We start from the raw sequence: 22,154 nt of genomic DNA on the forward strand, positions 1-22,154 counted from the left end.
GGGGGAAGCGGGCGTGGATCAGACGTCGGCGAGCAGGATCGCCGGGCGTTCCACGCAGTCGGCCACGAAGCGCAGGAACCCGCCGGCCACACCGCCGTCGCAGACCCGGTGGTCGAAGCTGAGGGAGAGCTGCATGACCTTGCGGACGGCCAGCGCGCCGTCCACCACCCAGGGTTTGTCCACGATGCGGCCCGCGCCGAGCAGAGCGGCCTCAGGGTGGTTGATGATGGGCGTGGATCCATCGACACCGAACACGCCGTAGTTGTTGAGGGTGAAGGTCCCGCCGGTCAGACGGTCGGGCGGCAGGGCCCCGTCGCGGGCCAGCCCGGTCAACCGGGCGAGCTCGGCGGCGAGTTGTGCGGTCGTCATGCGCTGTGCGTCGCGGACGACGGGGACCACCAGGCCGCGTTCGGTCTGGGCGGCGAAACCGAGGTGCACCTCGTTGAAGCGGACGATCTCCCGCCGCTCGGTGTCAACGGTGGAGTTCAGCTCCGGGAAGCGGTGCAGCCCGGCGACGCAGATACGGGCCAGCAGGGCCAGCAGCCCGATGCGGCGGCCGGGGTCCGCCGCCTGCATGGCCTTCCGGGCTTGGAGCAGGCTCGTCGCGTCCACGTCGACCCAGGTGGTGGCGTCGGGGATCTCGGTGCGGCTGCGGGAGAGCTTGTCCGCGACCGCGCGGCGGACTCCGCGCAGCGGGATGCGCTCAGGGCCGTCCGGCGCAGGCCGGACGTGCGGTGCGCGGTCCGCCGACTGCTGCCGGTCCGGGGTAACCGGTGCGGTATCGGGGTCCGTCGCCAGCTGGCCGGCCCGCCCAACGGCCTGCTCGACATCTCGTCTGAGCACGACACCTGCGGGACCCGATGGCGCCAACGCGGCGAGGTCGATCCCGTGTTCCCGCGCCATCCTGCGTACGAGGGGGGATATGACCCGGGGAGCATGCAGCTCTCCGGACGGCGCCGCCTCGGCACCAGTGCCGCCTCCCGTCGCGACGCCCCCGCGTCGGCGGCGGCGACGCGGTGCCGGGCCGTGGCCGGTGCCGTAGCCGATCAGGACGTTGCCGGACCCGGCCTGCTCCTCCTCCCGGTATCGCTCAGCCGCAGGGTCGGCCGACGTCGAATCGACGGGAGGCTGGGCGCCCGGGCCCTCTCCCGCGCCGTCGGGCCGGCCGGAAGTCGGCGTACCCACCGTGATCAGCGGCTTCCCCACCTCCAGCGCCGTACCCGCCTCCGCGTGCAGTTGCAGCACGGTGCCCGCGTAGGGGACCGGCACCTCGACTGCGGCCTTGGCGGTCTCGACCTCGATGACGATCTGGTCGATCGTCACCGTGTCACCGACGGCGACCTTCCACTCGATGATCTCGGCCTCGGTCAGCCCTTCGCCGAGATCGGGCAGCCGGAAAAGCTGCTCCTGAAGCGCTGCGGTGCTCATGCGACCGTTCCCTTCGGCAGATGCCGAGTGTCCGGGGCGTCGCTGAACTGGAGACGGTCGACGGCGTCGAGGATCCGGTCGACGCTGGGCAGATGCGCGTGCTCCAGCTTCGGCGGCGGATACGGGATGTCGAAACCGGCCACCCTCAGGACCGGCGCGGCCAGCGAGTGGAAACAGCGCTCCTGCACCCGTGCGGCGATCTCCGCCCCCACGCCGGCGAAGCCCTGGGCCTCCTGGACGACCAGGCAGCGCCCGGTCCGGTGTACCGATGCCGTGACCGTCTCGTCGTCGAAGGGCACCAGCGTGCGCAGGTCCACGACCTCCAGCTCGATGCCATCGGCCGCCGCCGCTTCGGCCGCGGCCAGCGCCACCGGCACCGACGGCCCGTACGCGACGACCGTGGCGTCGCGGCCCTTCCGCCGGATCGCCGCCCGCCCGAACGGCAGCGCTCCGCGGCGCTCCAGGTCGGTTTCCTCCTTCGACCAGTACAGCTTCTTCGGCTCCAGGAAGACCACCGGGTCGGGGTCGGCTATGGCGTCGCGCAGCAGCCAGTAAGCGTCCTCGGCCGTCGCCGGGGTGACGACTTTCAGGCCCGGGGTGTGCGCGTAGTACGCCTCGCTGGAGTCGCAGTGGTGCTCGACTCCCCCGATGCCGCCCGCGTAGGGGATTCGGATCACCATCGGCAGCGCGAGCCGCCCCCGGGTCCGGTTGCGGAGCTTGGCTACGTGTGAGGCGATCTGTTCGAAGGCCGGATAGGCGAAGGCGTCGAACTGCATCTCCACCACGGGCTGGAAGCCGCCCATCGCCATGCCGACGGCCAGTCCTACGATGCCGGCCTCGGCCAGCGGGGTGTCGAAGCAGCGCTGTTCGCCGAAGTCTCGGGTCAGCCCGTCGGTGATCCGGAAGACGCCGCCGAGCGGACCGACGTCTTCGCCGAAGACGAGCACGCGCTCGTCCTCGCGCAGTGCGTCGCGCAGTGCGGTGTTCAGCGCCTGCGCCATCGTGATCTTGGCCATGGCCGTCAGTTCTCCTGGGTGTCGAGTGCGGCGGAAGCGGCGTCTTCGGCCAGCTCGGCCGCGAGCAGGGCGCGCTGTTCGCGCAGCTGCGGAGTCGGCTCGGCGTAGACGTGGTCGAAGAGCTCCAGCAGGTCGGGCACGGTCTCCTCGTTCATGCCCGCGCGAAGCTCTGTCGCCAGGGTCTCGGCCTCCTCCCGCACTGCCGCGACGTCCTCGTCGGTGAGGGTGCCGCGGGCCCGCAGGTACGTTTCAAGGCGGCTGACCGGGTCGGCGGCGCTCCATCGTTCGACCTCCGCCGCGTCCCGGTAGCGGGTCGCGTCGTCGGCGTTGGTGTGCGCGTCCATGCGGTAGGTGTGCGCCTCGACCAGGACCGGTCCGTGCCCTGTACGGGCATGCTCGACCGCCGCGGTCAGTACAGCCAGCACGGCGACCAGATCATTGCCGTCGACCTGTTCGGAACGCACCCCGTGTCCGATGCCCTTGTACGCGAGGGCGGGCGCCGCGGACTGCCGGGCCAGCGGCACGGAGATCGCATACTTGTTGTTCTGGACGAAGAAGACGACCGGCGCACGGAAGACGGCAGCGAAGTTCAGCGCCTCGTGGAAGTCCCCCTCACTCGTGGCACCGTCACCTACGAGGGCCATCGCCACACCGTCTCCGCCTGTGCGCCGCAACGACTCCGCCATGCCGGTCGCGTGCAGCACCTGAGTGGCCAGCGGGGTGCACTGGGGGGCGACGCGGGTGGCGGCCGGGTCGTATCCGCAGTGCCAGTCGCCGCGCAGCAGCGTCAGCACCTCGAGGGGGTCGATGCCCCGGGCGACCAGAGCCACGGAGTCGCGGTAGGTCGGAAACAGCCAGTCGTCCGGGCGCAGCGCGAGCACGGCGCCGATCTGGCAGGCCTCCTGGCCGCGGCTGGACGGGTAGACCGCGAGTCTCCCCTGCTTGGTCAGCGCGGTGGCCTGGGTGTCGAACCGGCGTCCCACGACCATCCGCCGGTAGGCCTCGCGCAGCGCCTCCGGCGCAGGCTCTGTGTAGCCGGGCGCGGGCTTGGCCACCGGCGTGCCGTCCTCGGTCACGAACCGCACCGGCGTGAGGGACGGCAGGAGGCCCTGGACCGTCTGGCGAAGGTTCTTCACGGGCATGGAGGCCACTCACTTTCTCTGGACACTTGACGCGAGTATCGTCGCCAGTGCGGAATATCTGTTCAAGGTTTCAGGCGAACCAGCGACGGACTGCCGAACGACGCGCTCTAGGAGGGCAAAGTGTCCGAGCAAAATGCACCCGCGGAGTCCATGACCGGACGAACTGCCGTCCGGCTCGACGACACCGACCGGCATATCCTGGCCGGGCTCCTCGACGACGGCCGGGTGTCGATCAAGGCGCTCGCAGACAAGCTGCACATCTCGCGCGCCAACGCGTACACGCGTATCAACAGGCTGATGGCCGAGGAGGTCATCACGGGCTTCAGCACGCAGCTGAATCCGCAGCGGGCCGGCCTCGGCACGAGCGCGTACGTGACGTTGACGATCGATCAGAATGCGTGGCGGGACACCTCGCGGGAACTGCGCGAGATCCCCTACGTCGAGCATGTCACCCTCGTTGCGGGCGACTTCGACGTCTTGGTGCTGGTCCGCACTCCGGACAACTCGGTGCTGCGCCGGGTCGTGCTGGAGCGCATCCAGGCGGTACCGGGAGTGCGCTCGACCCGCACCTGGCTGGTCTTCGACGAGGTGCGGGGACGCGGGACGCACTGGACTGCATGACTGGCCGGTCACTCAGACGTCGACCAGCGCGGCAGCGGAACCCGCGTCCGGCGCCGGAGCCCGAGCCGACTCCGCAGCCCCGATGGAGGTCGGTCTCGGGGCCGCCGCCACGACAGGGGCCGGGGCCCTCCCGGCCGCATGCTGCCGAGACCGCACCACCCGGAACCGCCCGGTGACGAAGTGGGCGCCCTCGGGGGGCAAATCCGCGCCCGCTGAGGAGGGGTCCGCGGGGAAGTCGTCTGCGAGGTTCTGCACCAGGTGCACCCCGGCGTCCAGTGCTGCCGTCTCGGCGACCGCCAGCACCAGCGGGTCGGTCGAGTGCACGGTGGCGTACGACGCCCCGTGGCGGCTCACCGTGCGGCGGAAGAGAGCCAGGCTGTGCGACGTCGAGTCGGTACCGACAAGGAATGAGACGGGTCCCGGCCACTCCCTGGCGTAGATCCGTTCGTCCTGCGCCGCCAGGCGGACGAGCAGGGGGCTGCGCACATCGGCGCCCGGATGATTCGGATGGCGCAGCGCTCCGGAGGCATGGAGCACGGTGCCGTACCGCGTGGCCTCCGCCAGCCCCGCCCGCACCGTATCGCTGGCGATCGCGCCCAGCAGCCTGGCCACACGTGCGGGATGCCCGAGCAGCCGGTCCACGGCCTCACCCAGGTCGGCGCCGAAGTCCCCCAGACTCTTGTGCCCCTCATCGGTCGCGATGCCCGTCGTCGGCACCAGGATGTTCTGCGGCGTGGTGCGGACCGTGCCGCTGCACCGGCACAGGGAGTGGGCCAGGCCGCGCACGAGATCCCGGTAGTCACCGGTGGAGTCGACGATCACCGTGTTCAGGCCGGTCCGATCGACGAACGTGGCGGCTTGGCGAGCATGTTCCTTCAGCCAGCCGGCGAACTGCGCCGATCCGGTGAAATCGACGATGCGCACCCCCGGGTCCGTGGCCAGCCTCTCGTGCAGCCGTTCCGCTGGTTCCGCCACCGCGAGGGCCACGATGTCCGGTGGGTGGCCGGCCTCCGCCAGCACCTGCCGGGCGACGCGCACGGTGATGGCCAGCGGCAGCACGGAACGCGGATGCGGGGCGACGATCACCGGGTTGCCGGTCACCAGGCTGGCGAACAGACCCGGGTAGCCGTTCCAGAGCGGATAGTCGGGGCAACCGATGAGCAGCGACACTCCGCGGGGCACCAGGGTGCTGGTGCCCCGCATCGGCGACGGTTGCCCGCTCCCTTGGGTCCCTTGGCCGCTCTCCCAGCTCAGGTCCGCTGGAACGCGCTCCGACTCCGCGAAGGCAAGGGCCACGGCCTCCAGCGCACGGTCCTGGGCGCGCGGCCCCGCGGACCGGAACGCCGCCTGCGGCGGCTGCCCCGTGGTGTGCTGCGCCGCAAGGGCCAGCTCATGGCTGCGAGTGTTCAGCCGGCGCAGTATCTCCACGGCCAGCCCGGCGCGTCGGTGGGGGCCGGCGGCGCGCCACCCGGCCGTCGCCTGAGCGGCAGCCGCCACCAGAGCTGCGGGGTCGCATCGCGGGTAACCGATTCCCATGCCGATCCCGTATGGCGAGGACTCGGTGCACACCCGGCCCAGCTCGCCGGGCTGGTCGAGCTCGAAGGGCCGTCCCAGCAGGGAGTCGAAGACCTTCGCAGCCGTTCGGACCGATCTCATGCCCGCGTCGGCAGCATCCTGTCCGGTCGCCTCCGTGAAGGGCCGCCGGCATTCACCGGCGGCGAGGGCCCGCACGGCTTGCTGAAGCAGTTCGCGATGCCGCTCATAAGGACTGGGGCGCACGGCCTTCAGCCTCTCCAGGTCGCGGCGAGATCAAGGAAAGCCTCGTTCTCCTGCGGCAGTCCGATCGTCACCCGGACGCCCTCCCCGAGGAACGGGCGGACCACGACGTGCCCGCCAAGACAGTGGACGGCGAAGTCAGCGCTCGCGTCCGCAAGCGGTAGCCACACGAAGTTGGCCTGGGAGTCGGGGACTTCGAAGCCCAGCGCGTGCAACATCAGAGTCACGCGCTCCCGTTCGACGACCGTGAGGGCGGCCCGCCGGGCGACTTCCGCGCGCTCGCCGAGGGCGACGACGGCGGCCTCCTGGGCGAGGGCGCTGACGCTGAACGGTACCTGCGCCTTGCGCACATGAGCGGCGATCCACGGCGGCGCCACGCAGTAGCCGACGCGCAGTCCCGCCAGTCCGTAGGCCTTGGAGAACGTCCGCAGAACCACCACGTTCGGGCGGTCGCCGAGCAGGGCCAGGGCATCGGGGACCAGCGCCGGATCCGCGTACTCACGATAGGCCTCGTCGACGACGATCAGCACGTCTTCCGGGACACGGTCCGCGAAGTCGAGGAGCGCCCTCTCACCGACCGCGGTGGAGGTGGGGTTGTTTGGGTTACAGACGAAGACCAGCCGGGTCCGATCGGTGATCGCCGCGGCCATGGCGTCGAGGTCCAGCGCATGGTCGCGCAGCGGGACCCGTACCGCTACACCGCCTGCGACCGCCGTGAGAATCGGATACGCCTCGAAGGACCGCCATCCGAAGACGACCTCGTCGCCGAAGCCGACGACCGAGTGCAGCAGCTGTCCGCAGACCTCCGAGGATCCGGCGCCTACCGCAATCCGCTCCGGCTCGACCTCGTGGTGCCCGGCTATCGCCCGCACGAGGGAAGTGGCGCTCAGGTCGGGGTACCTCGACACGCCGCCGGCCAGCTCCGTAAGCGTTGCGGCTACACCGGGCAACAGCCCGTAGGGGGATTCGTTGCTGGCCAGCACTACCGCGCCGGGCACTTTGCGGCCCGGAACATAGGCGGGCAGCTGTGTCAAGGATGAACGGACACGCACCATGCTCGACTCGCTTCTGAATCGGTGGGGCCCGAGGCCGTGCCTCTGGGCACTTGACAGGTAAAGCGTGAACATCAGAGGTCAAACGCTCAACTGTTTAGAGAATTTGGCGACAGATCGCATCAATCCGGCAGCCGGCACCGCAAGCCGTCTCCTCGCCTGCTGGTTCGGACCCCTGTCACAAGACAGACTGGCCGTAGCCCACCAGGCGTCGATGACTACTCCCGGCTACAGGCCGGACTCACTAGTTGTCCCGGCACCTGCCACGGGCACCGTCCGTCAGAACTGGTCCCCCACGCACTCACGAGGTGCCCGCACGCCGCCCGCTCCGATGAAGAAGACGGAGCCCAAGTCGCCACTCCCCCAGGCTAGTTGCCGTCAACTGCGGCAACTCCCCCGCTGCGACGGCCGACAGTGCAGGAACGACCGACCGTGGTGGTGGGTGCACTCGTTGTCCCTTCTTGCACGTAGGGCTCCCGCCGGTGCTCTCAGCCCGTCATCCCCCGCCCGGGATACCGGATCTGCCCGACCTGTGAGGGAGGTGACATATCCGGGCTCGGAGCAGGCATCACACACGGGAACCACGGGCGCGCTCGACGAAGAGGTTGCGGTGGCACGTGCGACTCACGCTCCTGCCCGCGGCAGAATCCTGCAGTCGCACAGAAGTAAGCGCAAATAAAGACACCTTCGTGTCGGATAAGCCATGCTTACTGCGCGCCGCCGCGGTAGACCCCCCGTCTCTCGCCTCCACGGCGCCCGGAAACCGCGCTGCTGTCGACGACCAGAGCTCAGCCGGCCTGACAAACCAGGCTCAAACAGCTCGACACCGCCGCGGGCCGTACCCCAGCCTGCCGCACCAGCGGCGTGTGACCCGACCGACGCAACCGGGCCCGTCCGCGGAACGGCCGCCCAGGCCATGGAGTCGATGAGGTGCCTGATCAACGCGCAGCGCACAGCGCGGGCTGCCTCCCCTCATCGCCAAGTTGTGCCCTCCGAACGCTGCCTGCCGTGATTTCCTCGCCGCCGACGGTCCGGGCGCCCTGAGCCCCGGGCGGACTGATCGCAGACGCCGGCGGCACCGGGCGCCCGCCAGGCGCAACCACTGACCAGCGCGTAGGCGTCCCCGCCCCAGACTCGAGGCCAATGACGCCTCACCACGTGGACACGGGCTCGGCTCAGGCTAGTCGAGGGCGCGCCACGGCTTCGGGAACCACACCCAGCGCCCATTGACGTATGCCATGCCGTCGTACGCCATACCGAGCACTTCGCCCGGCTCCAGATACTCCCACTGATAGATCGTCGTTCCCGGCTTGAGGTAAGGGGCCACCCTCTCGTATCCACCGGGGAATTCTTCGCTAACCTCATTCGACCAATCCCTGATGGCGTCTGTGGTAGCCTTCGCCACCTTGATTTCGGTCTTCTCAGGGTCAACGTCAAGCGTGGCGGTGGGCTTGGACCAGATCCACTCTTCGTACATTTTCTCGGCTTTGGCCGCGAACTCCGGCTCGAAGACCGCTGCATAGTCGGCGGCATTCGGCTCCAGTGAAGCCACCACATCATTGTCAAAACGTGCAGCTATGATCAGCTTCCGGAAACCTGCATCCGTGTTCGGGTATTGTGCCGCCTGAGTTATGCTCGACGACGTCTCGGCGGGTTGCATTACCTGACCATTCGTGGAACACGCACTCAGGCTCAACAGACACACAACACAGAATAGGGCAAAGCGATTCTTCACTTGTTTCTTTCTTGTGCGAGTGAGGCGGGTCAGACGTCCTGCCTCATCGGAGGTTGTGACCTACTCATCCCGCAGCACGACGGATGAGCCGCGGGCGAAGACGGATTGAGGCGGCGAGGCCGCGCCCCCCAGGCCGAGCAGCAGGGATGTCATTCGAGTCATTTCATTTCGTCGTTGTTTCCTACCCGCATCACGGTATGGCGATGGCACTTGTTCAGCGGGTCCACTCGCCCATGTCAGCGGTCGTCCTGTGGGGGTGACTCGGGCCGGCTCGGTCAAGCGGTCACTGCTGCGTCAGAAATTCTGTGAGGTAGGCGCGTTCAGCCTCGGTGAGGCGCCGCGGGCGCTTGCCCTCCAGGTCGTAGGGAACCATCGTGGAGGCTGCCCTCGCGTACAGAGTCCCTTCGTCCTTCACCTCGTAGGCGAGGCTGAATGACACCGCCCTGAGGCCGGTAACCCAGACCTCGACGGTGACTGGCGTTTCGCGCCACTCCAAGGGCGCCTTGTACTCGATCTCGTGCTTCGCGCTCACGCAGCCCGCTGTGAAGGTGTCCACACCAGCTCTTGCGGCATGGCCACCGAGTATGTCGCTGCGCGCTTCCTCCAGATAGGTGAGGAAGACGGCGTTGTTGACGTGCCCGTAGACGTCCATGTCCGACCAACGGACTGAGCAGCGGTATTGATGGCGAGTCATTCCACTCATTTCATTTCGTCATTATCACCCGCCCGAAATCGGGGCAGGGCGACGGGCATTGCCTCAGCGGTCTACTCGGGCATGGTCGGCGGTCGTGCCGCTTGCTGGTTTCCGTGACGGATAAAGCCCCGCGGAGCCTGCTTCGTCCCGGTCCACAGCAGTGCGATGGAGTGAGGCGCGCACGGTTCTCACCCACCCGCTGCAGATCCGTCAAGGGCGATCCCCTGGTGCCGACCCGCGGCCCACAGCCGCTAAAGCCCGGCAAACATAACACGACCATAAACAGTCATTTTTTTCCAACGGTATTACTCGGAAACTCCCACTTGATCACCACACGAGTCGGGCGGCACAGTATTCGCGGACTGGTCGTGGGCGCCGGCAGGACGAGTGGAATCCCCGCCATAGGGTGCCGGCATCGCCTCACCGAAAGGGCTATCACGCCACGAGGCACCTGCCGCCCGATGCAGCTCAGGGCAAACCATCGGTGGCACGCGAAGTGCGGGATCTCGCGCCCGTGGGTGATGGCAATTCCAGGAGCGGCCCCAGCGCAGCAGCCGCCGAACCGATTCGTGAGTGCGTTCAGAATATGAATGCACTAGGTTGTGGCCATGCCTCGTGCCTCATTCGCAGCGTTCCACTGTTCGCTGTCGCGCTCCCTGAATGTGATGGGTGACTGGTGGTCACCGCTGGTCTTGCGCGACGTCTCTCTAGGCATTGACACTTTTGAGGAGCTGGTCCGCGACCTTGGCGTGTCCCGCGCACTGCTGAAGAATCGGCTCGACAGACTCGTGGACGGCGATGTGCTGGAACGGGTCGAGTACTCCACGCGTCCCCAGCGGTTCCGTTACGTGCGCACCGCATCAGGACGGGAGCTCGTGACGGTGCTTTTGGCACTCACCCAGTGGGGCGACCGCTGGCACGCGCCGGATGGTCCGCCAATCGTGTTTCGGCACCACTGCGGAGAGGTTCTAGAGGTGTCCGTCACGTGTCGTGCCTGCAGTGGAGCGGTTCATCCGGAGGGCGTCTCGGTCCAGCCGGGCCCGGGCGGGCGCGCAGCGCCCGGCACTCTCGTCATTGCCGAGCGCCTTGCGGGGATGGCATGACTGATCACGTCGCAGCTTGGCGAATGGCCGGCGAGGCGGGGGACGCGAGCGCGGCAGTGGCCGCTCTGTCCGAGGAGGTTGAGCTCGTTTCGCCACTGACGGACCGGTTCACGTTTCGGGGGCACCGTGAACTCGAGGAACTCCTGACGAGCGTATTCGAAGTGTTCACCGGCATCCACTACGAGGCACAGTTCCAGGAAGGACAGCACGCGGTCCTGCGCGCCGCGGGTTATGTCGGTCGCCTGCGGTTGGAGGAGACCCAGTATCTCGATCTCGACGATGAGGGCCGTATCCGACGCCTCACCCTCATGATGCGCCCGCTCACAGCCGCCACCCGTTTCCTGCGCGTGCTTGGGCCTCGGGTTGCGAGCCGGCAGGGACGGCCGGGCACGGCGGGAGTACTCATCGTGGCGGGCGCATGGCTCGACTCGGTCGTGGCCGGCGGAGATCGGGTCTTCATGCCCATGGCCAGTCCTGATCGGTCACGTCGTCCAGTCCAGGTCGACCCCCCACCGGCGTGATCGGCTGTCGGCGGTGTTCCTCCACCGCCGAGGCGTCCATGTCGGGGGGCGACGCTCATGCCCACGCCGGGCTGCCATGTTCGCGGCCACGAGACCGGTGATCAGTCAGCGCCACGATGTCGCCACGTCGAATCACGGCAGCGCTCATGCGGAAAGAGGTTTCCGCGTCACGTCACTACACGACAGCGGTCAGCTCCCCAGGAGCCTCCCGAGGGCGATTGTTTGGCAGCACCCGACCTGGGACAGGCGCCACGATGTATGTATTCACAAATGATCGAATGTGTCAGTGCACCGCCGAACGGCTGGTCGGGGGCTCAGGCAATGACTGCCCGGACCTGTATTGTCAGCATTCGCTCGAGCGCCAGCAGCGCTTCGGGGGCGTGGCGGGTGTCGAGGCGTACGGTGTAGATGAACCGTGTCAGCTCCGGGTTGGCCAGCGGTCTCGCGACAACATTGGCCACACCGCGGGGCAGGGCCAAGCGGGGCAGTACCGCGACACACAGGCCCGCGGCAACGAAGCCCAGGATGGTGTTGAAGTCGTCGCCCTCGTACTCCAGTCGGGCCTCGAAGCCTGATGTCTTGGCCATCTGGGCAAGCAGCTCCAGCCGCAGCGCGGCCTCGGGCGCGGCTACCCACGTCTCGTCGGCCAGGCTCGCCAGGTCGATGACCTCCCGGCTGGCCAGCTCGTGGCCCGCGGGAAGCACCGCCACGACGGGGTCCCGTGCAACCAAGGTCCGGCGCAGTGTGCGCGGCGGCGGCTGGGGAATGAAGTCGTAGTCATAAGTCACGGCAAGGTCGGCGTCTCCCCGTTTGATCCGGCCGTAGCCGGCCTCGGGCTCCAGCTGCGAGAGGCTGACCCGGACGTCGGGGTACGACGTTTGCAACTGCGCGAGAGCCTTCGGGACGATGCTCGTGGCGGCCGAGGCGAAAGCGCCGAGCCGGATCCGCCCGGACGTGCCGGCACGCAGGGCGTCGAGTTCCAGGGCAGCTGCGGCCAGCGCGGAGCGTACCCCTTGTTCGGCATCGAGGAGGACCTGGCCGGCGGGCGTGGGACGCACGGGACGGCGCTCCAAGACTCGAAGGCCTGCGCGGCGTTCCAGTTCGGCGATCTGCTGAGAGACGGCGGGGGCGCTGTAACCGAGTTCGCCGGCGGCGGCAGCGAACGAGCCGTGGCGCACCACGGACTCCAAGGTGGCGAGCAAGCGGGGATCTGGCATCTGCATGAGTTAAGACTGGCTTACCTCACACAAAGATGTCATTTCTTGTGCTTAAGGACGAACGCCAGCAGGATTCTGCCACCAGGCAAGGGGCGTGACCCGTCTCGCTCCGTGCCGTGGCCGCCCCCGTACCCATGCCGCGAGGTGCACCCGTGCACCGCCGTCCGTGCAACGGAGCCCTGCCGCCCCACCGTGCAGCGTTGCCCGCAACCGTCGCCGGGCCGGGGTTTCAGGGGGCGGTCAGTCATCTGACTGGATTTGACTGCTGCATGGGAAAAGGGGCGCTGCGTGCGCAAGCCACTTATCGGAATCACCACTTACCTCACCGACGCGCGGTGGGGAGAGTGGGAGCTGCCCGCCGCACTGCTGCCCGCAGCGTACGCCACATGCGTTCAGGCTGCCGAAGGCCGGGCCGTCCTTCTGCCGCCCGATGCGCCGGGCGCGGCGGCGGACGTCATCGCGCGATTGGACGGCGTCATCCTCGCCGGAGGTGAGGACCTGGATCCCGCCCTGTACGGGGCCGAGCCCCACCCGTGTGCGGGGACTCCGGTCCCCGCCCGCGACCGGTGGGAGCGCGCTGTCCTCAAGAACAGTCTGGACCGTGACATTCCCGTCCTCGGAATCTGCAGGGGCATGCAGCTGATGAACGTTCACGCGGGCGGCACGTTGATCCAGCACCTGCCCGAGAAGGTGGGTCACGACGGCCACAACGGGTATCTCGGACTCTTCACGCCGCATGCCATCACCACCGTGCCGGGCACCCGTCTGGCCGCGCTCCTGCCCGGGACCAGACAGGTGGCCACGCACCACCACCAGGCAGCCGACCTCCTCGGCGCAGGCCTGGCGGTCGCGGCCTACGCCGAAGACAGCACAGTCGAGGCCATCGAAAGCACCCGGCACCACTTCGCCCTGGGCGTGCAGTGGCACCCCGAGATGAGTGCCGACCAAGCAGTGATACAAGCTCTGGTGTCGGTAGCCCGGCAGCGCACAACGGCAGGGTTGCACGAGTCGGCTGAGCGGCGAGCACCGGTCGGTGGCGCTCCCCTTTAACGTCTCGTACGCCTCGCGCCACCGTCAGCTCGGCCACCACATCCGGCAGCGGAGCGGCAGCTGCCAGCACACCGGCAGCGTCGCTGCCTGCCCTGCGCTAGTGACCTGGGTCTGAGGTGTGTCGTGAGTTGGGTATGAGTCGTCCTGGTCCGGAGATTCCGCCGTTGTCTTCTCAGCGGTCGCGGACCGTACTGGAGTGCGCAGAGGAGCACTCGGTCATGGAGGTGTCGCGGCGGCTGCGGATCGCTCCGGAGTCCGCACCTGGCGCGGCGCTCCTTCGAGCACGGCCTAGACGTGCTGGGCGACGAGCCACGGCCGGGTATCCCACGGAAGATCACGGACGCGGATGTCGAGCGGGTGATCGTCAAGACGCTCGAAGAGAAGCCGAAGAACGCGACGCACTGGTCGACCCGGTCGTTGGCCGCGGCCACGGGCATGTCGCAGTGGACGGTCTCATGGAGCTGGCGGCGTTCGCCCTGGCCCCGCACGGGTCGCACACGTTCAAGCTGTCCTACGGGCCCGCTGTTAATCGACAAGGACCGCGCCGTCGTCGCGCTCTGCCTCGACCCGCCGGAGAAGGCCCCTGGTCCTCTGCGTGGACGAGAAACCGCAGATCCAGGCCCTGGACCGGTCCAAGCCGGTCCTGCCGATGATGCCCAGCGTTCCAGAACGCCGCAGCCACGACTACATCCGCGCCGGCACCACCACCCTCTACGCGGCCCTGGAAGTCGCCACTGGCAAGTCATCTTCGGGCGGCCGAGGTCGAGAAGTTCGTGACCAAGCTCGACAAGGAAGTGCCCGCAGACCTCCAGGTCCATCTGCTCCTCGACAACTACGCCACCCACAAGACACCGGACGGGAAGAAGTGGCTGCTGGCGCACCCGCGGTTCCACCTGCACTTCACACCCACCAGCGCGTCGTGGCTGAACCTGGTGGAGAGGGGACGCTGCTGGAAGACGACATGAAGCGGGTGCGGAACCAGTCCGGAGCCACCCGGCTCGGCTTCCCTACGGCACCTTTCCCCGTATTCCGGCTGCCCTCCTTCAGTAGCCGTCGGTCCCGGGCTCGGTGCCGTCGTCGGCGACGGCCTCGCCGAGGCGGAGCACACGGCCGGGTTCGTCGGCGTCGTGGGCCGCCCGGTCCGCGTAGACCCTCAGCTCGTCCCCGGTCAGGACGACGAGGGGATCGGTCCACGCCTCGGTGTCTTCCGGCACGAGCAGGCGCGAGGCGCCCCGCTCGATATCGTGGATCAGCAACGAGGCGATCCAGCCCCCTCCCGGGCCCCATCTCTGCATCGGATGGTCGTCCGGGCCCATGGCCTGCACCACGTAGAACCGGTTCCCCTGCCAGTGGCCCCCGAAGTCCAGGGCCACGTCCGCTTCCACCTGGACGCCGTCCACCCACAGGCGAGATGCCCACTTCTCGTCCTCACGACAGGACACCGCACAATGCCGGTCGTCAGGGCTGAACCTCACCCTCAGCCAGGTGTCCCCGTAGAAACCGCTGCACGCTCCCGGCGCCGGGCCCTCGCGACGGCCCGGCGCGGCCGGCTCCAGAGCGCAGATCTCCGGAGTGCGACACGCCCGGTCGATGCGCCGTTCGCACCCCATGCCCGCCGCCGCGCAGTCACGGGGGGACGCCCGGGACAACAGCTCGCGCCCCCGCTCCCGGTACGCATCCTCCCCGACCAGGGCCCGGTAGGCGTCCGCGTGTCCCCACCACGCGAGCAGGTCGACGGCCACCGGCGAGCGGCGCAGCCACGGCCACCACTCGACGCCCTGAAGGCCCCAGTGCCGCAGCACCCGGCTCTCCGGGGCCTCCGCTCCGCCGAACCCCTTCTGCGTTCGGTGCTGCCTGTCCCATCGCCATTTCATGATCCCGCCCTCCCTGTACGGCTTCCGAGATCATGAGAAAGCATCGGACGCCAAGAGAGCAAACTGCTTTGCCGACCGGAAGGGGAACCGTCGGCGTGAACGTACTTGAACTGCTGCTGGCTGCGACCGATGTCGCAGGGACACGCGGCAGGCCTCCCGTTGCCGCGCGATCTTCCCGTGAGCAATCGAAGCGGCAGCGCTGCTGTACGCCGCGACTGATCTCGGAGGTGGTCGTGGGATCTGCGGATCAGTCGTGGTCGAGACCGAGCAAGGCTTGTTCACCCAGCCGCGGCCGGAGCCGCCCGGTGACGCCGTGGCCAGCCCGCTTGCCCCTCCCGAAAAAGCGAAACGGACATCACCTCACGCACCGCCCTCTGAGTAGACCGTCGACGTCCCACCGGGATGCGGGAACCGGGAAACTAGTGTCCTGCGCCGGAAATTCGTTGAATTAGTAGGCTGTCTCCATGGCGAACATGGGGCGGCCGATGGCCGAGCTGGTGTTGTCCGAGGATGAGCGGGCGACGCTGCTGCGCTGGTCGCGGCGGGCGAAGTCCTCGCAGGTGCTGGCTCAGCGGTGCAGGATCGTGCTGGGGTGCGCGGACGGCAAGAGGAACCGGCAGGTTGCCGACGAGCTCGGCATCTGGCCGCAGACCGTGGGCAAGTGGCGGCGGCGCTTCCTGGAGCGGCGGATGGAAGGGCTGGTGGACGAACCCCGGCCCGGCGCCCCGAGGAAGATCACCGATGACCGGGTCGAGGAGGTCGTCGTCGCCACGCTGGAGCGGTCGCCGAAGGACGCCACGCACTGGTCGAGGGCTTCGATGGCGGCCGAGAGCGGGCTGTCGAAGTCCTCGGTCGGCCGGATCTGGAAGGCGTTCGGTCTCAAGCCGCATCAGGTGGATACGTTCAAGCTGTCCAACGACCCACAGTTCATCGACAAGGTCCGTGATGTGGTGGGCCTGTATCTGGACCCGCCGGAACGTGCCCTGGTCCTGTGCGTGGATGAGAAGTCCCAGATCCAGGCGTTGGACCGGTCCGCGCCGGTGTTGCCGATGATGCCGGGCATGCCCGAGCGCCGAACCCACGACTACATCCGCCACGGCGTGACCACCCTGTTCGCGGCGCTGGACGTGGCCACCGGCGAGATCATCGGCTCCATCCACCGCCGCCATCGGGCTGTCGAGTTCAAGAAGTTCCTGGCCAAGCTCGACAAGGAAGTCCCGGCCGGCCTGGACGTCCACCTGATCTGCGACAACTACAGCACCCACAAATCACCGACGGTCAAGAAGTGGCTGGAGGCCCACCCCCGGATCCACATGCACTTCACCCCCACCTACTCCTCCTGGCTCAACCAGGTCGAGCGATGGTTCGGGATCCTGACGGACAAACAGATACGGCGCGGCACCCACAAGTCCCTCCAGGCGCTGGAGAAGGACATCCGCGGCTGGATCAAGACCTGGAACGAGAACCCCCGCCCCTTCGCATGGACGAAGAGCGCCGACGAGATCCTCGAACGCCTGGCCTCATATCTTGATCGAATTCCCGGCGCAGGACACTAGGACGGGTGATTCAGTCAGTGAGAGATCCTCCACGCCACGGGGGGTGTCCACCAAGGCGCCACCGGGGGTGCCCCGTACGGTGAGGCCCGCCAGCATGACTCCGGGCTTCGCCGCACGGAACGGCGTGTCGAGTACCTCGCGAAGGCTCTCGACGGCAGCCGTACGGCATTCCGCCAGGGCGGAGGGGCTGAGGACGTTTCCGGCCGCCGAGTTCACACGCCAGGACGACCCTCAGCTCCGCATCACGTATGCGGGCCTCTGCAGCTGCCCTGTGCAGGGCTGCCACCCTCCCCAGGGTGCCGGTCACGCCGACCACGACTCTTCGCGCGACCTGTTCCCTCTACCTCGCCGTCCAGCCTCCGGTCCTCATGGAACGTCCGCGAGGTACGGCGGAGCCATGTCCGTTACGGATTTCTGGCAGAGAGGTCCACAAGCCTGACGCACTCCTGATGGCCTCCAGCTCCTGCCGTCAGTGATCCGTATGGAGTGGGCCGCTGGCCGTATGGGTCCCGTTACGGGGTGACCGCTGAGGCGCGGGGGCGGGGATAGCTTCGGTTGCACGTCCCGGACCGCCTCCCCGCGCCGGGGCGTCACCTGTCACTCGTGGTTCCCCGAGGAGGGCCCCATGTGCTTGTTCCAGTACGACGAATCCGACTCCGAGCCTGAGGAACAGAGCCCGGCCGGGCCTCTGTACGTGCCCGCCCGGCCGGGAGGAGCGCACGTCGTCGTGCGGCTGTTCCGCACCCCACTGGGAGCCCGTACCGCCGTCGGTTTCACCACCCCGGAACAGCTGGCCGCCACGCTCGGTACGACCCAGCCCTGGATCCGGCTCTCCGAGGCCGCGCTCCGCGCGATGGCCCGGCCACTCGGCGCGTCCCTGCTGACCGTCGACCCGGCACCCACCGCGCCCCCGGTCCCCACGGCGGACGCCGGACCCCCCGGAGCCCCGCTCACACGGGTATCCGAGACCACGGCCCGCACGGCCTGAAGGAGAGCAGATCATGACCATCGCCGTTCTCCCGGAGATGCCCGCCGCCGCCGGTGAGCTGTCCGTATGGCCCTCATCCGCAACACCACTCCCGCACGGCGGCCTGGCCGTCGGCGGAGTTCCCCTCAGCGAGATCGCCGACCGGTTCGACACACCGACCTACGTGCTGGACGAGGGCGAGGTGCGCGGACGTTGCCGGACGTACAGCGCGGCGTTCCCCGACGCGGACGTGCTGTACGCGGCCAAGGCGTTCCTCTCCCGCGCCATGGTCCGCTGGGTGCGGGAGGAGAGGCTGGGCCTGGACGTGTGCTCGGCCGGGGAGCTGGAGCTCGCCGTCACGGCCGGCTTCCCGCCGGAACGGATCGTGCTGCACGGCAACGCGAAGTCGCCCCGGGACCTGGCGGCCGCGCTCCGGCTCGGGGTGGGACGGATCGTCATCGACAGCCCGTCCGAGATAGCCCGCATCGCGGCCGCCGTCGGGCCCGCGGGCCGCCAGAAGGTCATGGTGCGGGTGGTCCCGGGTGTCTCGGCCGGCGGCCACGACAAGATCCGCACCGGTACGGAGGACCAGAAGTTCGGGCTCTCCCTCACCGACGGCGGCGCTCAGCACGCCGTCGCCCGCATCCTCGGCCAGCCGCAGCTCGAACTCACGGGGCTGCACTGCCACATCGGCTCGCAGATCACCGAGGTGAAGCCCTACCTGGTCGCTCTGCGCCGCATGATCGGGCTGATGGCCCGCATCCGTGACACGCACGGCCTGGTCCTGCCCGAGCTCGACATGGGCGGTGGCCACGGCATCGCCTACCGGCCCGGTGAACCCACCCTCGACATCACCGCGCTCGCCCGGCGGATGCGTACGGAACTCGTCGACGGCTGCGCCGCCGCGGGACTGCCCGTGCCCCGGCTCGCCGTCGAACCCGGACGGGCCGTCGTGGGCCCCGCGGGAGTCGCGCTCTACCGGGTGCTCACCGTCAAGCACACCGGCGAGAAGGTGTTCGTCGCCGTGGACGGCGGCATGAGCGACAACCCGCGGCCCGCGCTGTACGGGGTGCGGTACGCGCCCCGGCTCGTCGGCCGCCACTCGACGGCGGGGCTCCGTACGGTCACGGTCGTCGGGCGGCACTGCGAGGCGGGCGACATCCTCGCCTCCGACGTCCAACTGCCGGGCGACATCCACCCCGGCGACCTGCTCGCGGTACCGGTGGCCGGCGCCTACCAACTGTCCATGGCCTCCGGTTACAACCTGGTCGGCCGTCCCGCCGTCGTAGCCGTCCACGAGGGCACGGCCCGGCTCCTCGTACGGCGCGAATCCCTGGAGGACTATCGGAGCCGGGACATCGGTATCTGAGGCCGCAGCAGCACACGTTCGTCAGCTGCTCGGCAGGTGCGACGGCCGGGCGGACCGTCAGCTTTGGCGGCCGCCCGGTGCCTGCAGCAGACGGTCCAGCTCCGTTCCTGCCTCTTCGTATCCGGCATCGGAGATCCGTTGCAGCTCGCGCAGATCACCGGCTGCGGCCGCGCGTCGCGTGAGCAGCAGCCCGGCGTGTCGGGATCCTTCGTCCAACAGGTCGCTCAGCTCCGCGAGGCCTCCGGCCGCGTCCGCCAGATCGGCCAGCCGGTCCAGTGCGGTCTCGTTGCCCTCGTCGGCCAGCTCGCGCAGGGTCTCCCGGTCAACATTCGTGTTCTCCATGTCTCCATGCTGCAGCCCTGCCCCAGGGGCAAAGTCAAGTGGGACGATAACCGGGTGATCACCATCGGACAGCTGGCCGGCTACATCGGAGTGTCAATCAAGACCGTCCGTGTCTACCACGACAAGGGGCTGCTCCCCGAGCCCGACCGCGACGCATCCGGCTACCGGCGTTACGGAGCGAGCGACGCCGTCACCTTGATCAAGATCCGGACACTGGCCGAAGCCGGTGTCCCTCTTGCTCGTATTCGCGACCTGAGGGCGTCTGGCGAGGGGGAACTCCGGCAGGCGTTGGGCGAGATCGACGACGGACTCGACGCCCGTATCCGCAGCCTGCAGGAAACACAGGCCCGTCTGCGCCGACTCGCCGCGGGACGTCTGGTGCCGCTGCCCGACAAAGTCGCCTCCCATCTGGAAGACCTGGCCCGGTGGGGGTTCACGTCCAGATGGGTTGACCTGCAACGCGACCTGTGGATCCTCGTGTTCGCCACCCACCCGGAGCGCGCGACCACCCTGTTTCACGACCAGGCCGACATCTTGGCCGACCCGGAGCTACGGCAGCTCTTCCTCGGCTACGACCACGCGTACGACCTCGGCGCCGACGACCCGCGCCTCGATGACCTCGCCCTTCGTATCGCCGAGGCGAACCGGGAGCGCTACGGGTCCGGCGAACTGCCCGGCCTGGATGCGGACTCCGAGATCCCCGCGCTTATCCAGGGCACGGTCAACGCGTCGTCCCCGGCATGGGAACGGCTCGACTCGCTCATCCGCGCCCACCTGAACGCATGACGTGAGCAGCCTGGAGCCACCTGCGCGACGCGCATCCTGACATGGCCGGTGGCGCCCCCCGTCACCCGTGCACGCGGCTCGCCGATCGCTGGCACCCACCACTACTCGGTGATAGCGTATAGCTGTACTCGGTACTACACAGTACCGGTGACGCCGAGGAGGAAGACGTGCGATGGACGACCTGACCGAGATGCTGAAGGGCACGCTCGAAGGGTGCGTGCTCGAGATCATCGACCGCGAGGAGACCTACGGGTACGCCATCACCCGTCAGCTGAACGAGCTGGGCTTCACCGACGTCATCGAAGGGACGGTGTACACCATCTTGCTGCGGCTGGAGAGGAACGGACTCGTCCAGGTGACGAAGCGGCCGTCCGGTGTCGGTCCGCCGCGGAAGTTCTACGCGCTCAACGACGCCGGCCGCGAGGAACTCGCGAAGTTCTGGGCGAAATGGCAGTACGTCTCATCACGCATCGACAAGCTCAAGGAGGGCGGACGATGAACTTCTGGGAGACCATCACGGGCAGCGATCTCACCAGGGAATTGAAGGCGTTCGAGGCACGGGCCGAGGCCTTGCCGGACGACTACCGGGCGGCGTGGGAACAGGTCAAGGTCGACCTCTTTCCCCACGGGGACTTCACCGGTCGCAACCTGATGCCGATCCTCGACGCCGCCCTGGGGCTGCTCGAAGAAACGGCGGCGGACGGGCAGAGCGTCAACGAGGTGCTCGGCGACGACATCCGGGGCTTCTGCACGGCACTGGCCGGCGACGAAGGGGCCCGAACCTATCGCGACCGGTGGCGCGAGCAGTTGAACAGGAACGTCGCCAGGAAACTGAGCAGGCTGGGAGGCTGACATGGGCATCCAGGACATCATCGAGGGCAAGAAGCAGTGGCGGGCGCACACGGCCCGGGTCAAGGGGCTCCCGCCGGACTACCAGATCGTCTACAAGGAAATGCAGAAGTACCTCTTCAAGGTCGGACCGATCGACCTGCCTGACGGGCCCCTGCTCCCCGGGATCGTCGACTTCTTCGAGGAGGGCGCCGCAGCGGGCAAGGGGGTTTTGCAACTGATCGGCAATGACGTCGCCGCGTTCTGCGACGACCTGATCAAGGACTCGCGCACGTACGCGGACGCCTACCAGGAGTCCCTCAACAGGGAGCCCGGCACCGCCGGGAAGTAGCCTCCTCTGCCCGCGCCAGTGGACATAACCCGTACGCGCGGTTCATCACTTCGGCGCGGCGCGAACAGACTCGGTCCGACCGGCCGCCAGAGGCCGCCGCAGATCCTGCCCACCGAGGTGGCTGAGCAAGCCCGGCGAGGCCCCGACTCAGCCCTGCCAACACAGGCGACACCCCTCGGTGGTCAGGTCTCCGCGGCATGGCGAACGCCAGCCTCCCCAGACGATGTGACGTGACCGACATGCCGTCACGAACAGTCACTTGATCCAAGTTCCGAACCTGCATCCACTCCCCCAGCGCCTTCTGTCTTCGAAAGGGAAGTCGCCATGGCTTCATTTGTCATGCCCACATCCAAACAAGTGGACGGTCGCCCGTCGCCGACCGCTGTCTCCGCCGTCGGACTACGCAAGTCGTACGGCGAGAAGCTCGTCCTCGACGGGATCGATCTGCACATCCCGGCCGGGTCCGTGTTCGCGCTGCTCGGCCCGAACGGCGCCGGGAAGACCACCGCCGTGAAGATCCTTTCCACGCTCATCACCGCCGACGCCGGCAACCTGCACGTCGGCGGGCACGACCTGGCCGCCGACCCGCAGGCGGTCCGTGCCGCGATCGGTGTCACCGGGCAGTTCTCCGCCGTCGACGGCCTGATCACCGGCGAGGAGAACATGCTCCTCATGGCGGACCTGCACCACTTGTCCAAGCGCGAAGGGCGGCGAGTCGCCACCGA

Annotated in this window: 24 protein-coding genes; 14 read left to right on the plus strand and 10 right to left on the minus strand. The window is 68.3% G+C overall.

From position 1 onward, the window contains the following. Positions 1–18: 18 nt before the first annotated feature. The 3 genes from ACWGIU_RS00210 to pdhA are packed head-to-tail and all read right to left on the minus strand — an operon-like array spanning position 19 to position 3,586. Positions 19–1,428, minus strand: coding sequence for a dihydrolipoamide acetyltransferase family protein (locus ACWGIU_RS00210; RefSeq protein WP_453701442.1), 1,410 nt, complete (start codon positions 1,426–1,428; stop codon positions 19–21). Further along, a complete protein-coding gene (locus ACWGIU_RS00215) occupies positions 1,425–2,444 on the minus strand; it encodes an alpha-ketoacid dehydrogenase subunit beta (protein WP_453701443.1) in 1,020 nt (339 codons plus the stop codon). Before ACWGIU_RS00215 ends, ACWGIU_RS00210 begins: the two co-directional genes overlap by 4 nt. Positions 2,445–2,449: 5 nt before the next feature. Beyond that, positions 2,450–3,586 carry a pyruvate dehydrogenase (acetyl-transferring) E1 component subunit alpha gene (pdhA, locus tag ACWGIU_RS00220; protein WP_453701444.1) on the minus strand — a complete coding sequence of 379 codons (1,137 nt, stop codon included), beginning with the start codon at positions 3,584–3,586 and terminating at the stop codon, positions 2,450–2,452. Between the two features lie 150 nt (positions 3,587–3,736). Between pdhA and ACWGIU_RS00225 the strand changes: the two genes are divergently transcribed. Further along, on the plus strand, positions 3,737–4,207 hold the full coding sequence (locus tag ACWGIU_RS00225; protein ID WP_030302939.1) for an Lrp/AsnC family transcriptional regulator: 471 nt from the start codon (positions 3,737–3,739) through the stop codon (positions 4,205–4,207). 12 nt (positions 4,208–4,219) lie between these two features. Here ACWGIU_RS00225 and ACWGIU_RS00230 read toward each other — a convergent pair whose 3' ends face one another. The 4 genes from ACWGIU_RS00230 to ACWGIU_RS00245 form a co-directional block, all read right to left on the minus strand. Further along, positions 4,220–6,004: an aldehyde dehydrogenase family protein gene (locus tag ACWGIU_RS00230; RefSeq protein WP_453701461.1), complete on the minus strand. Its 1,785-nt coding sequence runs from the start codon at positions 6,002–6,004 to the stop codon at positions 4,220–4,222. Further along, positions 5,992–7,038 (minus strand): histidinol-phosphate transaminase, encoded by a 1,047-nt coding sequence (locus ACWGIU_RS00235; RefSeq protein WP_453701445.1) that lies wholly within the window; start codon positions 7,036–7,038, stop codon positions 5,992–5,994. Before ACWGIU_RS00235 ends, ACWGIU_RS00230 begins: the two co-directional genes overlap by 13 nt. 1,177 nt (positions 7,039–8,215) lie before the next feature. Then, positions 8,216–8,695, minus strand: coding sequence for a hypothetical protein (locus tag ACWGIU_RS00240; protein WP_453701446.1), 480 nt, complete (start codon positions 8,693–8,695; stop codon positions 8,216–8,218). A gap of 358 nt (positions 8,696–9,053) precedes the next feature. Beyond that, on the minus strand, positions 9,054–9,473 hold the full coding sequence (locus ACWGIU_RS00245; protein ID WP_453701447.1) for an acyl-CoA thioesterase: 420 nt from the start codon (positions 9,471–9,473) through the stop codon (positions 9,054–9,056). Between the two features lie 599 nt (positions 9,474–10,072). Between ACWGIU_RS00245 and ACWGIU_RS00250 the strand changes: the two genes are divergently transcribed. Beyond that, the gene (locus tag ACWGIU_RS00250; RefSeq protein WP_453701448.1) at positions 10,073–10,567 is read left to right on the plus strand and encodes a winged helix-turn-helix transcriptional regulator; all 495 of its coding nucleotides are present in this window, start codon (positions 10,073–10,075) and stop codon (positions 10,565–10,567) included. Next, positions 10,564–11,088, plus strand: coding sequence for a hypothetical protein (locus ACWGIU_RS00255; RefSeq protein ID WP_453701449.1), 525 nt, complete (start codon positions 10,564–10,566; stop codon positions 11,086–11,088). Before ACWGIU_RS00250 ends, ACWGIU_RS00255 begins: the two co-directional genes overlap by 4 nt. A 314-nt stretch (positions 11,089–11,402) precedes the next feature. On the opposite strand, the gene ACWGIU_RS00260 is transcribed toward ACWGIU_RS00255, so the two are convergent. Next, on the minus strand, positions 11,403–12,290 hold the full coding sequence (locus ACWGIU_RS00260) for a LysR family transcriptional regulator (protein ID WP_453701450.1): 888 nt from the start codon (positions 12,288–12,290) through the stop codon (positions 11,403–11,405). A gap of 303 nt (positions 12,291–12,593) precedes the next feature. Between ACWGIU_RS00260 and ACWGIU_RS00265 the strand changes: the two genes are divergently transcribed. From ACWGIU_RS00265 to ACWGIU_RS00275, 3 genes are all read left to right on the plus strand, one after another. Beyond that, positions 12,594–13,355 carry a gamma-glutamyl-gamma-aminobutyrate hydrolase family protein gene (locus ACWGIU_RS00265; protein WP_453701451.1) on the plus strand — a complete coding sequence of 254 codons (762 nt, stop codon included), beginning with the start codon at positions 12,594–12,596 and terminating at the stop codon, positions 13,353–13,355. Between the two features lie 294 nt (positions 13,356–13,649). Continuing rightward, a complete protein-coding gene (locus ACWGIU_RS00270) occupies positions 13,650–14,132 on the plus strand; it encodes a hypothetical protein (protein ID WP_453701452.1) in 483 nt (160 codons plus the stop codon). Further along, positions 14,129–14,320 (plus strand): transposase, encoded by a 192-nt coding sequence (locus ACWGIU_RS00275; RefSeq protein ID WP_453701453.1) that lies wholly within the window; start codon positions 14,129–14,131, stop codon positions 14,318–14,320. Before ACWGIU_RS00270 ends, ACWGIU_RS00275 begins: the two co-directional genes overlap by 4 nt. Before the next feature lie 78 nt (positions 14,321–14,398). Here the strand turns inward: ACWGIU_RS00275 and ACWGIU_RS00280 are convergent, their stop codons facing one another. Next, a complete protein-coding gene (locus tag ACWGIU_RS00280) occupies positions 14,399–15,229 on the minus strand; it encodes a hypothetical protein (RefSeq protein ID WP_453701454.1) in 831 nt (276 codons plus the stop codon). Between the two features lie 473 nt (positions 15,230–15,702). On the opposite strand from ACWGIU_RS00280, the gene ACWGIU_RS00285 reads away from it, so the two are divergent. From ACWGIU_RS00285 to lysA, 3 genes are all read left to right on the plus strand, one after another. Continuing rightward, entirely contained in the window at positions 15,703–16,785 is a 1,083-nt protein-coding gene (locus ACWGIU_RS00285) for an IS630 family transposase (RefSeq protein ID WP_453701462.1), read from the plus strand. Between the two features lie 625 nt (positions 16,786–17,410). Further along, entirely contained in the window at positions 17,411–17,773 is a 363-nt protein-coding gene (locus ACWGIU_RS00290; protein WP_453701455.1) for an SAV_915 family protein, read from the plus strand. Between the two features lie 13 nt (positions 17,774–17,786). Then, complete coding sequence (lysA, locus tag ACWGIU_RS00295; protein WP_453701456.1) at positions 17,787–19,121, plus strand: diaminopimelate decarboxylase; 1,335 nt, start codon at positions 17,787–17,789, stop codon at positions 19,119–19,121. Between the two features lie 57 nt (positions 19,122–19,178). On the opposite strand, the gene ACWGIU_RS00300 is transcribed toward lysA, so the two are convergent. Beyond that, positions 19,179–19,463: a hypothetical protein gene (locus tag ACWGIU_RS00300; protein ID WP_453701457.1), complete on the minus strand. Its 285-nt coding sequence runs from the start codon at positions 19,461–19,463 to the stop codon at positions 19,179–19,181. Between the two features lie 6 nt (positions 19,464–19,469). Here ACWGIU_RS00300 and ACWGIU_RS00305 point away from each other — a divergent pair, with 6 nt between their 5' ends. The 5 genes from ACWGIU_RS00305 to ACWGIU_RS00325 form a co-directional block, all read left to right on the plus strand. After that, positions 19,470–20,249, plus strand: a complete 780-nt coding sequence (locus ACWGIU_RS00305; RefSeq protein WP_453701458.1) for a MerR family transcriptional regulator — start codon at positions 19,470–19,472, stop codon at positions 20,247–20,249. Positions 20,250–20,421: 172 nt separating this feature from the next. Next, positions 20,422–20,748 carry a PadR family transcriptional regulator gene (locus tag ACWGIU_RS00310; RefSeq protein WP_214346405.1) on the plus strand — a complete coding sequence of 109 codons (327 nt, stop codon included), beginning with the start codon at positions 20,422–20,424 and terminating at the stop codon, positions 20,746–20,748. After that, positions 20,745–21,101 (plus strand): DUF1048 domain-containing protein, encoded by a 357-nt coding sequence (locus ACWGIU_RS00315; protein WP_453701459.1) that lies wholly within the window; start codon positions 20,745–20,747, stop codon positions 21,099–21,101. Before ACWGIU_RS00310 ends, ACWGIU_RS00315 begins: the two co-directional genes overlap by 4 nt. A 1-nt stretch (position 21,102) precedes the next feature. Then, positions 21,103–21,429, plus strand: a complete 327-nt coding sequence (locus ACWGIU_RS00320; RefSeq protein ID WP_453701460.1) for a DUF1048 domain-containing protein — start codon at positions 21,103–21,105, stop codon at positions 21,427–21,429. A 339-nt stretch (positions 21,430–21,768) separates the two neighbouring features. Continuing rightward, positions 21,769–22,154, plus strand: a 386-nt coding sequence (locus ACWGIU_RS00325; protein WP_453701463.1) for an ATP-binding cassette domain-containing protein, incomplete at its 3' end; no start/stop codon positions are given.

The sequence above is a fragment of the Streptomyces sp. NPDC054840 genome, assembly GCF_053611065.1.